General features: G+C 65.2%; 7 protein-coding genes and 1 pseudogene. All 8 read left to right on the forward strand.

Translation table 11 applies throughout. The annotated features are described in order from the left end of the window. Window positions 1–18 precede the first annotated feature (18 nt). The 8 genes and pseudogenes from JHW40_RS00800 to JHW40_RS00835 all read left to right on the forward strand — a co-directional run bounded on the left by JHW40_RS00800 (window position 19) and on the right by JHW40_RS00835 (window position 13,133). Window positions 19–1,185 carry an isovaleryl-CoA dehydrogenase gene (locus tag JHW40_RS00800; RefSeq protein WP_090612507.1) on the forward strand — a complete coding sequence of 389 codons (1,167 nt, stop codon included), beginning with the start codon at window positions 19–21 and terminating at the stop codon, window positions 1,183–1,185. 7 nt (window positions 1,186–1,192) lie between these two features. Then, window positions 1,193–2,800 (forward strand): carboxyl transferase domain-containing protein, encoded by a 1,608-nt coding sequence (locus JHW40_RS00805; RefSeq protein ID WP_090612509.1) that lies wholly within the window; start codon window positions 1,193–1,195, stop codon window positions 2,798–2,800. Between the two features lie 10 nt (window positions 2,801–2,810). Further along, window positions 2,811–4,811, forward strand: coding sequence for an acetyl/propionyl/methylcrotonyl-CoA carboxylase subunit alpha (locus JHW40_RS00810; RefSeq protein ID WP_090612510.1), 2,001 nt, complete (start codon window positions 2,811–2,813; stop codon window positions 4,809–4,811). Beyond that, entirely contained in the window at window positions 4,804–5,688 is an 885-nt protein-coding gene (locus JHW40_RS00815) for a hydroxymethylglutaryl-CoA lyase (RefSeq protein ID WP_090612513.1), read from the forward strand. The genes JHW40_RS00810 and JHW40_RS00815 overlap by 8 nt, the downstream gene beginning before the upstream one ends. Continuing rightward, a complete protein-coding gene (locus tag JHW40_RS00820) occupies window positions 5,685–6,440 on the forward strand; it encodes an enoyl-CoA hydratase-related protein (protein WP_090612515.1) in 756 nt (251 codons plus the stop codon). The genes JHW40_RS00815 and JHW40_RS00820 overlap by 4 nt, the downstream gene beginning before the upstream one ends. Window positions 6,441–6,567: 127 nt before the next feature. Next, window positions 6,568–7,538: pseudogene (locus tag JHW40_RS00825) on the forward strand (IS5 family transposase). Window positions 7,539–7,719: 181 nt separating this feature from the next. Continuing rightward, window positions 7,720–8,678 (forward strand): IS630 family transposase gene (locus JHW40_RS00830; RefSeq protein ID WP_272849016.1). Its coding sequence is split into 2 segments (ribosomal slippage): window positions 7,720–8,061 and window positions 8,064–8,678, totalling 957 coding nucleotides; the frame shifts between segments, so codons are not numbered across the junction. A gap of 183 nt (window positions 8,679–8,861) precedes the next feature. Further along, complete coding sequence (locus JHW40_RS00835; protein ID WP_090616140.1) at window positions 8,862–13,133, forward strand: N-acetylmuramoyl-L-alanine amidase; 4,272 nt, start codon at window positions 8,862–8,864, stop codon at window positions 13,131–13,133. Window positions 13,134–13,139: the final 6 nt, after the last annotated feature.

Genomic DNA, 13,139 nt, shown 5'->3' on the forward strand with positions numbered 1-13,139 from the left:
GGGCCAAGGGAGGAAAGCATGTTCAACGCCGTGATGAATTTCGGTCTGGGCGAGGAAATCGAGGCTTTGCGCGATACCGTACGCCGCTTTGCCGAGGACGAGATCGCGCCGCGCGCCGCAGCGATCGACGCCGATAACGAATTTCCCGCCGATCTGTGGCGCAAGTTCGGCGATCTGGGCCTGCTGGGCATCACCGTACCGGAAGAGGATGGCGGCACCGGCATGGGTTATCTGGCCCATTGCGTCGCGCTGGAGGAAATCAGCCGTGCCTCGGCCTCGGTCGGACTGTCCTATGGCGCGCATTCCAACCTGTGCGTGAACCAGATGCGGCGCTGGGGAACCGAGGCGCAAAAGGCGAAATACCTGCCCGGCCTGATCTCGGGCGATCATGTCGGCGCGCTGGCCATGTCCGAACCGGGCGCCGGGTCCGATGTGGTCAGCATGAAGCTGCGCGCCCGGTCCGACGGCAACGACCATTATGTGTTGAACGGCAACAAGATGTGGATCACCAACGGCCCCGACGCCAATACGCTGATCGTCTATGCCAAGACCGACCCCGAGGCCGGGCCGCGCGGCATCACCGCCTTCATCATCGAGCGCGGAATGGAAGGGTTTTCCACCGCGCAGAAGCTGGACAAGCTGGGGATGCGCGGCTCGAACACCTGCGAGCTGGTGTTTCAGGATTGCCGCGTCCCCGCCGAGAACGTGCTGGGAGAGGTCGGGTGCGGCGTCAATGTGCTGATGTCGGGGCTGGATTACGAACGCGTCGTGCTGGCGGCCGGCCCCCTTGGGATCATGGCGGCGGCAATGGATATCGTCATCCCCTATGTCCATCAGCGCGAGCAGTTCGGCCAGCCGATCGGCAGCTTCCAGCTGATGCAGGCCAAGCTGGCCGACATGTACACCACGATGAATGCCTGCCGCGCCTATGTCTATGCCGTGGCCTCGGCCTGCGACCGGGGCGAGACGACGCGACAGGACAGCGCAGGCTGCATCCTCTATGCCGCCGAAAAGGCGACGCAGGTGGCGCTGGAGGCGATCCAGTGTCTGGGCGGCAACGGCTATATCAACGAATTCGCCACCGGGCGGCTGCTGCGCGATGCCAAGCTGTACGAGATCGGCGCCGGCACCTCGGAAATCCGCCGGATGCTGATCGGGCGCGAACTTTTCGGCCAGACGAAGTGAGGCCGCAATGACCCGTTTGATCACGAAAATCCTGCCCGGCAGTCCCGAATTCGCCCAGAATGCCGCACGCATGACTGGTTTCATCGACGACATCGCCGCGCTGGCCGACAAGACCATGCTGGGCGGCGAGGAAAAATCCCGCGCCCGCCATATCGCGCGGGGCAAGCTGCTGCCGCGCGAAAGGGTGACGCGGCTTCTGGACCCCGGCAGCCCGTTTCTGGAACTGGGGCTGTTCGCGGCGCATGATGTCTATGACACCGAGATCCCGGCGGCGGGCGTGATCGGCGGCATTGGCCGGGTCGCGGGGCGCGACTGCATGATCCTGTGCAACGACGCCACGGTGAAAGGCGGCACCTATTTCCCGCTGAGCGTCAAGAAACACCTGCGCGCACAAGAGATCGCCGAGGAAAACCGCCTGCCCTGCATCTATCTGGTCGATAGCGGCGGCGCGAACCTGCCCAATCAGGACGAGGTCTTTCCCGACCGCGACCATTTCGGGCGCATCTTCTATAATCAGGCCCGGATGAGCGCGAAGGGCATCACCCAGATCGCCGTGGTCATGGGGTCCTGCACGGCGGGCGGCGCCTATGTTCCGGCGATGAGCGATCAGACCATCATCGTCAAGGAACAGGGCACCATCTTTCTGGCCGGTCCGCCGCTGGTCAAGGAGGCCACCGGAGAGATCGTCGATGCCGAATCCCTTGGCGGCGGCGACACCCATACCCGGCTGTCGGGCGTGGCCGACTATCTGGCCGAAAACGACGCCCATGCGCTGGCCCTGGCGCGGCAGGCGGTGGCCAACCTTGGCCCCGCGCCCGCGCCTTCCATCGCGCTGCGTGCCCCCGTGCCCCCCGCGCTGGATCCGGCCGAGATTCCGGGCGTGATCCCCGCCGACACCAAGACCCCCTATGACATCCGCGAGATCATCGGCCGCATCGTCGATGGCTCGGATTTCGAAGAGTTCAAAGAGCGTTTCGGCACCACGCTGGTCTGCGGCTTTGCCCATATCGACGGCGTCCCTGTCGGCATCATCGCCAATAACGGCGTGCTGTTTTCCGAAAGCTCGCAGAAGGGGGCGCATTTCATCGAGCTGTGCTGCCAGCGCAAGACGCCGCTGCTGTTCTTGCAGAATATCACCGGCTTCATGGTCGGCTCGAAATACGAGGCCGGGGGCATCGCCCGCGACGGGGCCAAGCTGGTTGCGGCCGTCTCTACCGCCGCGGTGCCCAAGGTGACGGTGATTATCGGCGGATCGTTCGGGGCGGGCAATTACGGCATGTGCGGTCGCGCCTTCGGGCCGCGTTTCCTGTGGATGTGGCCCAATGCCCGGATCGCGGTCATGGGCGGCGAACAGGCGGCGGGCGTGCTGGCCACCGTGCGTCGCGGAGCCATCGAATCGCGCGGCGGATCATGGAGCCCCGAAGAAGAGGCCGCCTTCAAGCAACCCATGCTGGAGCAGTTCGAGGCGCAGTCGCATCCGCTCTATGCCTCGGCGCGGCTGTGGGACGATGGCATCATCGACCCCCGCACCACCCGCGATGTCGTGGCGCTGTCGCTGCGTGCGGCGCTGAATGCTCCGGTCGAGGAAACGCGCTTTGGCGTGTTCCGCATGTAAGGGAACCACCATGTTTGCGAAAATCCTGATCGCCAATCGCGGAGAAATCGCCTGCCGCGTCATCGACACCGCCCGCAAGATGGGCATTACCACCGTCGCGGTCTATTCCGACGCCGATGCGGAATCGCGCCACCGGATTCTGGCGGATGAGGCCGTCCATATCGGCCCCGCCCCGGTTTCCGACAGCTATCTGAAGGGCGACCGGATCATTCAGGCGGCGCTGGACAGCGGCGCTCAGGCGATCCATCCCGGCTATGGCTTCCTGTCCGAAAACCCCGATTTCGTCGCCGCGGTCGAGGCGGCGGGCCTGACCTTCATCGGCCCCTCGGCGGCGTCGATCCGCGCGATGGGGCTGAAGGATGCGGCCAAGGCGCTGATGGTCAAGGCCGGGGTGCCGGTCGTGCCCGGCTATCACGGCGAACGGCAGGACGCCGATTTTCTGGCCGCCGAGGCCGACAAGATCGGCTATCCGGTGCTGATCAAGGCCCGCGCGGGCGGCGGCGGCAAGGGGATGCGGCTGGTCAACGACCCCGCCGATTTCGCCGCCGCGCTGGAGGGTGCGCAGCGCGAGGGCCAGTCCAGCTTTGGCGACAGCGCGGTGCTGATCGAGAAATACATCACCACCCCGCGCCATATCGAGGTGCAGGTCTTTGGCGACCGTCACGGCAACACCGTCCATCTGTATGAGCGTGACTGTTCGCTGCAACGCCGCCACCAGAAGGTGATCGAAGAGGCCCCCGCCCCCGACATGCCGCCCGAGGTCCGCGCGGCGATGACCGAAGCGGCGGTGCAGGCCGCCCGCGCAGTCGATTACCACAATGCGGGCACGATCGAATTCATCGTCGATGGCTCCGGCCCGCTGCGCCCGGACGGGTTCTGGTTCATGGAGATGAACACCCGCCTGCAAGTCGAACATCCCGTGACCGAGGCGGTGACCGGCCTCGATCTGGTCGAATGGCAGTTGCGTGTCGCGGCGGGTGAGCCGCTGCCGCTGTCCCAGGACCAGATCGGGCTGAACGGCCATGCCTTCGAGGCGCGGATCTATGCCGAGGATCCGGCGCGGGATTTCCTGCCCGCGCCCGGCCCGCTGCTGCATGTCAGTTTCCCCGATGGCGCGCGGATAGATACCGGCGTGCGGGGCGGCGACCGCATCAGCGCGCATTACGATCCGATGATCGCAAAGGTGACCACCCATGCCGCCAGCCGGTCCGAGGCGCTGTTCCGCCTGCGTCAGGCGCTTGGCCGCACCCATATCGCCGGAACCGCGACCAATCTGGGCTTTCTTCAGGCGCTGTGTCTGGACGACGACTTCGCCTCGGGGCGGATGGATACCGGGCTGATCGGGCGCAAGCAGGACACGCTGACCCATGTGCCAGCGCCCGACGACGCGGCGGTGCTGTTTGCCGCGATGGCGGCGCTGGATCTGGACCCGGCGCGGCCGCGTTTCGGGTTCCGGCTGTGGGGCTCGGCCAGCCGCCGGGTCGAGCTGGTCTCGGACGGCCAGCTTGTCGCCCGCGATCTGCGGCTGCTGGGCCCCGGCCATATCGCGGTCGAGGATGGCGATACCGCCACCGAATTCGAGGCAGTCTCGGTCAGCGCCGACGGGATGCGCGCGCGATGCGGCGGGCGCAACCTGCTGGCCCGCGTGGCGCGGATCGGCGGGGCCGTGTCGGTGCTGCTGGACGGGCGGATCACCGATTTCGCGATCATCGACCCGCTGGCGGTCGAGGCGACGGGCGGGGCGGCGGAAAACCGCATCACCGCGCCGATGACCGGGCTTGTGCGCTCGGTGCCGGTGCAGCCGGGCAGCAAGGTCGGGCGCGGCGATATCCTTGTCGTGCTGGAGGCGATGAAGATGGAACACAGCCTGCGCGCCGCCACCGACGGCACCATCGAGGCGGTTCATTGCGCCGTGGGCGACAATGTCGGTGACGGCGCCCTGCTGGTCGAATTCGCCCCCGCCGATCCGCAACCCGACGGCGAATCCCACAGCGAGAATGCCAATGTCTGATCCGGTCACCATCTATGAGGTCGGCCCGCGTGACGGGTTGCAGAACGAACCGGGCTTCGTCCCGACCGAGGTCAAGGTCAGGCTGATCGACCTGCTGTCGGAAACCGGACTGCGCCGGATCGAGGCCGCCAGCTTCGTCTCGCCCAGATGGGTGCCGCAGATGGCCGACGCCGCCGAAGTCATGGCCGGTATCCGCCGCAGGCCCGGCATCCGCTATGCCGCGCTGACCCCGAACCTCAAGGGGTTCGAGGCCGCGCAGGCGGCGGGCGTGGATGAGGTCGCGGTCTTTGCCTCGGCCTCGGAAGGGTTCAGCCGCAAGAACATCAACTGCTCGATCGCTGAAAGTCTGGAACGCTTCGCCCCGGTGGCACGGGCGGCGCAGGCGGCGGGGATATATCTGCGCGGCTATGTGTCCTGCGTGGTCGAATGTCCCTATGACGGCTCGGTCGCGCCCGAGGCCGTGGCCTGGGTCGCGCAGGCGCTGCTGGACGGTGGCTGCTATGAGGTCTCGCTTGGCGACACCATTGGCCGCGCCACCCCCGAGGCCGTGGACCGGCTGCTGGCGCATCTGACCTCGACCATCGACCCGGCGCTGCTGGCCGGGCATTTCCACGACACCGGCGGACATGCGCTGGACAATGTGCAGGTCGCGCTGGACCACGGGTTGCGCACCTTCGACAGCGCCATCGGCGGTCTGGGCGGTTGCCCCTATGCGCCGGGCGCGCGCGGCAATGTCTCGACCCTGCCGCTGCTCAGGATGCTGGACGATACCGGCTGGCGGACCGGGCTGGACATCGCGGCGCTGGAACGGGCCGAGGCCTTCATGGCGCAAGAAATCGCCGGAGCCACGAAAGAACCAGTGAAGGGCGGACAATGACACAGACGATCCTGATTCAGACCGACAGCGACGGCATCGCGACCATCACCCTGAACCGTCCCGACAAGCATCATGTGATGAACGCCCGGATGATCGCCGAACTGACCGAGGCGGCGCATGACCTTGGCCATGACGCCAATGTGCGCGCGGTGGTGCTGGCCTCGACCGGGCCCAGCTTTTGCGCCGGGGGCGATCTGGAATGGATGCGGGCGCAGCAGCAGGCAGACCGCGCCGGCAAGATGGCCGAGGCCGGCCGGCTGTCGGCCATGCTGGCGGCGCTGAACGCCCTGCCCAAGCCGCTGATCGCGCGGGTGCAGGGCAATGCCTATGGCGGCGGCGTCGGGCTGATCGCGGTCAGCGATATCGCCATCGCCGCCGAGGGCGTGAAGCTGGCGCTGACCGAGACCCGGCTGGGCCTGATTCCGGCCACCATCGGCCCCTTCGTCGTCGCCCGCATGGGTCAGGGCATGGCGCGGCAGGTGTTCTTTTCCGGCAACGGCTTTGACACCGGTTTCGCCCTGCGCGCCGGGCTGCTGCATCAGACCTGCCCCGCCGACAGGCTGGATGAACATGTGCAGCGTCAGGCGCAGGCGGTGCTGAAGACCGCCCCCGGCGCCGTCGCCGCTGCCAAGGCGCTGTGCCTGTCACTGGGCGGCGACGAGGCCCGCGATATCGAGGCCTCGATCACCGCGCTGGCCGATTGCTGGGAACGCGACGAGGCGCAAGAGCGTATCCGGGCGTTTCTGGGCTGAACCGCCCGGCAGCCATCGGCCCTGATCATCCCGTTGTCTGAACCATGCCCGCATCAAAACGGGCGTTGTTGCACAAGCCTGACGGCAAGTGATTCACTTTGCGAATCCATGCCGTTAGACGCGCTGCATGAGCAAGCCATCACCCGCCCGCTATCGCACGACGAACTGGTCCAGCTACAACGCATCGCTGCGCAAGCGGGGGTCGCTGCTGATCTGGGTGGACACGGACATGACCTGGCTTGCGCCGCGTGATGGGAGGCCTGGGAGGCCAGCGGTGTTTTCCGATGCGGCGATACAGTTCTGCCTGTCGATCAAGGTCCTGTTCAAGCTGCCGCTTCGCCAGATCGAGCCAGGTTCCGCCACTGGTTCGAGGAACCTTGGCGAGGCGGGATGGTGGCGAGCCTGCTGAAGCTGGCGGGGCTGGACTGGCCGGTGCCTGACTTTTTCACGCTGTGCCGCCGACAGAAGACCCTGGCCGTGCAGATCCCCTATCGCCGCGCCGACGGGCCGCTCAACCTGCTGGTCGACAGCACGGGCATCAAGTTCCTCGGCGACGGCGAATGGCAGGCGCGCAAGCACGGGGTGCAGGGGCGGCGCCAATGGCGCAAGGTGCATCTGGCGATGGACCCGGCCACGTCCGACATCCGCGCGGTGGAATTCACCCCTAGCCGTGACGGCGACAGCCCCGTTCTGCCCGACCTACTCGGCCAGATCCCGGCGGACGAGAAGATCGGCACGGTCACCGCCGACGGCGCCTATGACACGCGCCGCTGCCACACCGCTATCCTCGCGCGTGAGGCCACCCCGATCATTCCGATCCGCAAGAACGGGCGGCTGTGGAAGGAAGATTGCCCGGCGGCACGCGCCCGAAACGACACCCTGCGCGCCACCCGACATTACGGTCGGGCTTTCTGGAAACGTTGGACTGGATACCACGCCCGCAGCCGGATCGAGGCGAGGATGCGCTGCCTGAAATCCTTCGGCGAACGCATCATGGCGAGAGACCCGGATCGCCAGACCGCCGAAGTCCACATCCGCGTCGCACTCATGAACCGCTTCAACGCCCTCGGCACAGCCGACATCGTCCGCCTAGCCTGAGTTGAGTGGGGGAAGGGGCAGTCACGCCTCAAGCGATAGTTGCGCAACAACGCCATCAAAACGGGGCTTTCATCCCCAGAAAACCGGAATTGCATCCTAAAGCATTTCTACTGAACCCTGAATCGTTTGGGGTTCCGTCGCAGCGCGGATCGTGATTCCCTTCTGTCTGGGAGGATAGATCATGTCAGCACCATTGCCGTCGGCGCTCCGGACGCGGTTTCAGCTATATATCGAGGAGGGTTTAAGCGGTCGGGCGGCGGCGCTGCGGCTGAAACTCTCGCCGGCGACCGGAGCACGTTGGGGCCGGGCGATCAGGACCAGGGGGCATGCCGAACCATTGCCCCAGGGACGTCCCAAAGGGCATGGAAAGCTTGCCCCGCACCGGGCCTTTTTCGAGGAACTGCTCGCACAGGATCCCGACATCACGCTGTTCGAACTCAGGGACGCGCTGGTCGCAGCGGAAGGCGTTCGTGTCCATCACTCGTCCATTGCCAGTCTGCTGTCTCGCCTTGGGTTCACCTATAAAAAAAGTCGCTGGTGGCCGCCGAACGCCGCGGTGCCAGGGTAAGACAGCGGCGAACCGACTGGTTCGAGCATCGCTTGCCAACCATCGCGGATCGGCCGGAACGCGTGGTTTTCATAGACGAGACCTCAGTGAAGACCAATCTCACCCGTCTGCGGGGTCGTGCCCTGTGCGGCACACGCCTGACCATGGATGCGCCCTTCGGCAGCTGGGGAACACAGACCCTGATTGCCGGGCTCACACCGGATGCCCTGATTGCGCCCTGGTGCATCAAGGGCGCAATGGACGGTCCCGCCTTCGCAACCTGGGTTCGCGAGGTCCTGATCCCGGAGATCGAGCCGGGAACCGTGGTGATCCTCGACAACCTTGCCACCCACCACAACAAGCAGGCTGCTGAGGCTCTGCGTGCCCATCGCTGCTGGTTTCTCTATCTGCCGCCATATTCGCCGGACCTGAACCCCATCGAAATGGCATTCGCAAAACTCAAGGCGCACCTGCGCAGGATCGGGGCAAGAACATTTACCGACGTCTTCAAGGCCATCGGCGAAGTCTGTGATCTCTTCGATCCCGGCGAATGTTGGAACTACTTCAAGGCCGCAGGATATGTCGCAGGTTAAAACAGAAATGCTTTAATTCCGGCCATAAACCCTCATCAATATCACATTGACGAAAAACCCATCGCGTGAGAGAATAGCCTATTATAAACCTTGGGGTTGTACGGCTATTATTTCGCCACCTTTCAAGGATCAAGCAGGCAGGATTTCAGGCTTTTCGTCACCAGTTCTTCTGGAGTAACGGCCATGATTGATTCCTCCGAATCCCCGCAGCCTCGCATTTCAATGGCGGAATTGCAGCGACTCATGCGCGATCCCGAAACGCCGGAATCGATGCTGAGAGAGTTCTTCATCGAGGCGCCCGAGGCCTCGGGTCCCTTCCATCCCGGCATCGTGCCCAATCCCGAACGCGTCGAGATAGACCCCGCGGCGGACGCCTATGAAGGGGCGATGATGATGGGCTGGGCGTCCAGCCTGACCCGGCAGCGTCGGCAATTGGCGTTTCGCACCCGTCAGTTGCGCCGCGACAAGCGGCCGGTTCTGGTGGCCGAGGGCGACAGCTGGTTCAATTTTCCGATCCTGCTGGAGGATGTGATCGACCACCTCTCTGCGGATTTCTCGATCTGGAGCGTCGATGCGCCGGGCGATACGCTGCAAAACATGGTCATCGACAACCCGGAATACATGCAGGCGCTGCAAAGCCAGAAGAACAAGGTCAGCGCGTTTCTGTTTTCCGGTGCCGGCAATGACATTCTGGGCGAGGATCAGACCGGCGCCGCGGTATTGCCGCAGATCCTGCGCAAATATCAAAAGGACAAGCCCGCCGAATGGTATGTCGGGACGCGGGCCTTTACCAATAAACTGGCCTTTATCGAGAAATGCTATTCCAAGGTGTTTTCCGATGTCGAGGCGGCGTTTCCGAAACTGCCGGTCATCTGCCACAGCTATGACTTTGCCATACCGGGCGGCGGGCCGGGCGATCCGCGCCGGCCGCGCTATGCGGCGCAGGATCACTGGCTGGGTCGTCCCATGCGAGAGATGCTGAACATCACCGACCCCACGCTTCAGCGAGAGATCGTGGCGGTGATGATCACCCGGCTGAATGCGCTGATCTCCGGACTGTGCGGCGGCAACATGCCCGGGGGCAGGTTCAGGAATGCCTGGCTGACGCCGACGCCGCGAACCCTGTTGCAGATCGGCTTGTGGAACGATGAGCTGCATCCGACCGGTCAGGGTTACGGGATGATCGCGGACAAGTTCCGGGCGGTTCTGAAACAGGCTCTGCCCGGGATTGCGGCCCCGGAGCCGGAACTGGCCATGATCGCCGAGGCCTTCACCCCGGCGACCGAAGAGGCATTCGTCTGCACCGATGCCGGCGAGGGGGTCGAGTTCGAAAGCAATCTGGAAGCCCTTGCCAAACCCGCCGTGGACCGGACCGAGACGACCAGCCACAAGGCATCGCGTCAGGGCGCGCGGATCGATCATATCGTGGTCCACTATACGACCTCGCGCAATATCGAGGGCACGATCACCCATTTCAAGACCGGCGCCCCCCGCACCAGCGCGCATTACATCATAGGCCGTGACGGCAAGCTGGTGCAGATGGTGCCCGACAACGACACCGCATGGCATGCGGGCAGCGGGGCGATGAACCGCCGCTCGATCGGGATCGAGCATGTCGCGGCGCCGGGCGATGAGATCACCCCGGCGCAGGGCGCCACCTCGGCGGCGCTGATCGGCTGGCTGATGGCGCATTACGGTATTCCACGCGACAATGTCCTGCCGCATTGCTGCATCAAGGCGACAAGCTGCTGCGGCGATCTCTATCGCGGTTTCGGCGGCGGGGCCGGGAAATCCTGCGCGGTGCAGAAGGCGGCGCTGGATCAATGGATGACCAGTCAGGGCATCGGCGCCGACACCGTTACCGTCGCGGCGGTCTGCGCCCCGACCGTCACCGCAACCCGGTCGCCGCAGATCGCCACACAGGATCAGCGGCAGGCGATGGCACGGCATATCCTCGATTTCGAGGCGCGCCGTGACGCTCAGGGGCGGATTGCGGTCCATGAACTGCCGCCGGACGATGGCGGCGGGCGCTATGAGGTCGCGGGCATCAACGAGCGTTTCCACAAGGAGGAATGCGACCTGCTGGTGGCGCTGATCCGCGCCGGGCGGCATGACGAGGCCGAGGCCCGGGTTCGCACCTTTGTCCTGCGCTATACCGACAAGGCCGCGGAATGGACCAGCAATCCCGCCATCGAATTCAACCTGCGCGACTGCATGTTCAACCGCGGACCGGGTGGCGCGGCCCGCATCCTGCAACATGCGCTTGGCGTGGCGGTGGACGGCGCCGTGGGCGTCATCACCCGTGGCGCATTGGCAAAGGCCGAAGCATCCCCGGTGGCGCTGCTGGACCGGCTGCGGGCGTCCCGCGAATGGTATGAACGCGTCTATGCCCGCCGCAATGAAACAAGCCGGTTCTGGCGGGGTCTGGTGAACCGCTGGAACAAGGTGCGCGCATTGGCGCAGGATTTCCTGCCCGCAACGCCCTTTGTCACGGAAAGCCACCCGGTTCCGCGCCTCGAGGAAAGACTGGTACTGCAATCGTTTGACATGACGCCTTCGCAGTCGGGCGACGGCGCGGATTCCGCCCCCGCCTCACCGGATTTCATCGTTCCCGGCATCAGCTCGCGGCCGTTTTCCGATATCGGGCGGGACAGTCCGATTGCCGATCCGGGCGGGATGCTGGTGGGCTGGGGCGCCCTGATCCGTGGCGTTGACCGCGCCCGGTTCGAGGTGCAGGTCGGCAGCGACAACTCCCTGCCCGCCGCCTTCCTCGAGGCACTGGTCGCCCATCGCGCGGCGGTCGGTCGCATTCAAACCAATGGCTTGAATTATCAGGGAAAGCATGGGGCATGGACAGGAACCGGCTTTCTGGTCGGCCCCGACATCCTGCTGACCAACAATCATGTGCTGAACTCGCCCGAGGTGGCCCGCAATGCCCGCGTCGAATTCGATTTCGAGATCAGCACCGAAGACCTGTCGCGCGGCATCGCCGAACCGGATCCGAACATCCAGCGCCGCAGTTACAGGCTGAACCCGGGCAGGCTGTTCGTGACCAGCCCGGCGGAAAATGGCGGTCTGGATTATACCTTCGTCGGCGTGACCATCGAACCTGCCGAGGCCCCGAAACCCGTCCCGATCTGGCGCGCGGCCTTTCCGGTCTCGAACGGCGAACAGGCCTTCGTGCTGCATCATCCGGGGGGGCGGGGCAAGCGCGTCTCGCTGGACGATGTGGCGGTGATCGACATCCAGACGGATGTGGTGAAATACACCTCGGACACGCTGCCGGGCTCGTCTGGCGCGCCGGTTTTCGACAGGCGGGGGCGGCTGTTCGCGCTGCATCATGCGGGCGTCAGCGGGACGTTTTCGCTTGGCGACGGGCGGGTGATCGACGGCATGAACGAAGGCATCAAGATGGCCGCCATCGCCATGGATCTGGAACATCGCAGCAGCCAGCCCGATGAGGGCGACATGGCCCGACAGGTGCTGGACCTGTTCCACGGATCGGATTCCATGGCGGGCTTTTTCGGCAACCTTGGCCGGGAGGTGGCCATCGCACCCAATGCCAGCAGCACCGAAGTCGTGCATACCGGCTATGGCAGCAGTGGGGCGGATGTCGATGTCGGCTTCCTTTCGCTCGACTGGCTGGAAGGCGGCACGCCCGACCCGGTGCAACTGCGCGAGGCCGCAAGGATGATCATCGACATCGGTGGCGATCTGTGGAGTCTTGAGGGCATTTCCGAAACCACCGCCCGCGCCGTTCTGGCCGAGATCGCAGAGCTGTTCAAACATCAGATGTCGATGCTGGTCGCGGACCCAGACGCGCCCCCGGATCAGCCGCAGCAGGTGGTGATCTGGAACCCTTATGACATGGAGATCGAACGCGCCACCTGGCCCGCCGGGACCGCGCGTTATTGGTCGCTGCCGACTGAGGGCGGCACGGGGATTTTCACCGGCCCGCCGCCGCTGTTCACCCTGTCGGCGCGATCCAGCGGCTTTTCCGCCCATCTGCTGCCCTTCCGCAGTTCCGTATCCGACGCGCAGCAGCGTTTCGCGATTCCGCTGATGATCCGGGCGGCGGTCGAGACGGGAACCGACAAGGACTGGCTGATCGGCGGCAACTTGGCCGAATCGATGATGGGCGACGGGCTGGAGGTCGCAAGACAGGCCGGTTTCGCGCCCATGGCCGCCTTCGATCCGCATGATGGCGGGCTGGTTTTCCTTGCGCGTCAGGACACCGGGATCAGCCAGATCTTCCTGCCGCGCGGCATGACCTCGCTGATCGGCGACAGCGCCCGCTTTACCATCGCGGGGAACCGCTCGGTGGATGAATATGCGGATCGCTTTTCCGCAGGGGCGCCGGTTCTGGCGCGGCTGTCGGTCAGCGCCGGCCCGAAACGCCCCGCCCCCGACAGCGACGACATCACCCGGCAGATCGAGGCATTGCTGGCGGTCTGACAACGC

Source organism: Paracoccus alcaliphilus, assembly GCF_028553725.1.
Classification (GTDB): domain Bacteria; phylum Pseudomonadota; class Alphaproteobacteria; order Rhodobacterales; family Rhodobacteraceae; genus Paracoccus; species Paracoccus alcaliphilus.

What these genes read in the sequence shown, in the direction of transcription:
- JHW40_RS00800 (WP_090612507.1), top strand. Translation starts at nt 19, where the DNA reads ATGTTCAACGCCGTGATGAATTTCGGTCTGGGCGAGGAAATCGAGGCT.
- JHW40_RS00805 (WP_090612509.1), top strand. Translation starts at nt 1,193, where the DNA reads ATGACCCGTTTGATCACGAAAATCCTGCCCGGCAGTCCCGAATTCGCC.
- JHW40_RS00810 (WP_090612510.1), top strand. Translation starts at nt 2,811, where the DNA reads ATGTTTGCGAAAATCCTGATCGCCAATCGCGGAGAAATCGCCTGCCGC.
- JHW40_RS00815 (WP_090612513.1), top strand. Translation starts at nt 4,804, where the DNA reads ATGTCTGATCCGGTCACCATCTATGAGGTCGGCCCGCGTGACGGGTTG.
- JHW40_RS00820 (WP_090612515.1), top strand. Translation starts at nt 5,685, where the DNA reads ATGACACAGACGATCCTGATTCAGACCGACAGCGACGGCATCGCGACC.
- JHW40_RS00835 (WP_090616140.1), top strand. Translation starts at nt 8,862, where the DNA reads ATGATTGATTCCTCCGAATCCCCGCAGCCTCGCATTTCAATGGCGGAA.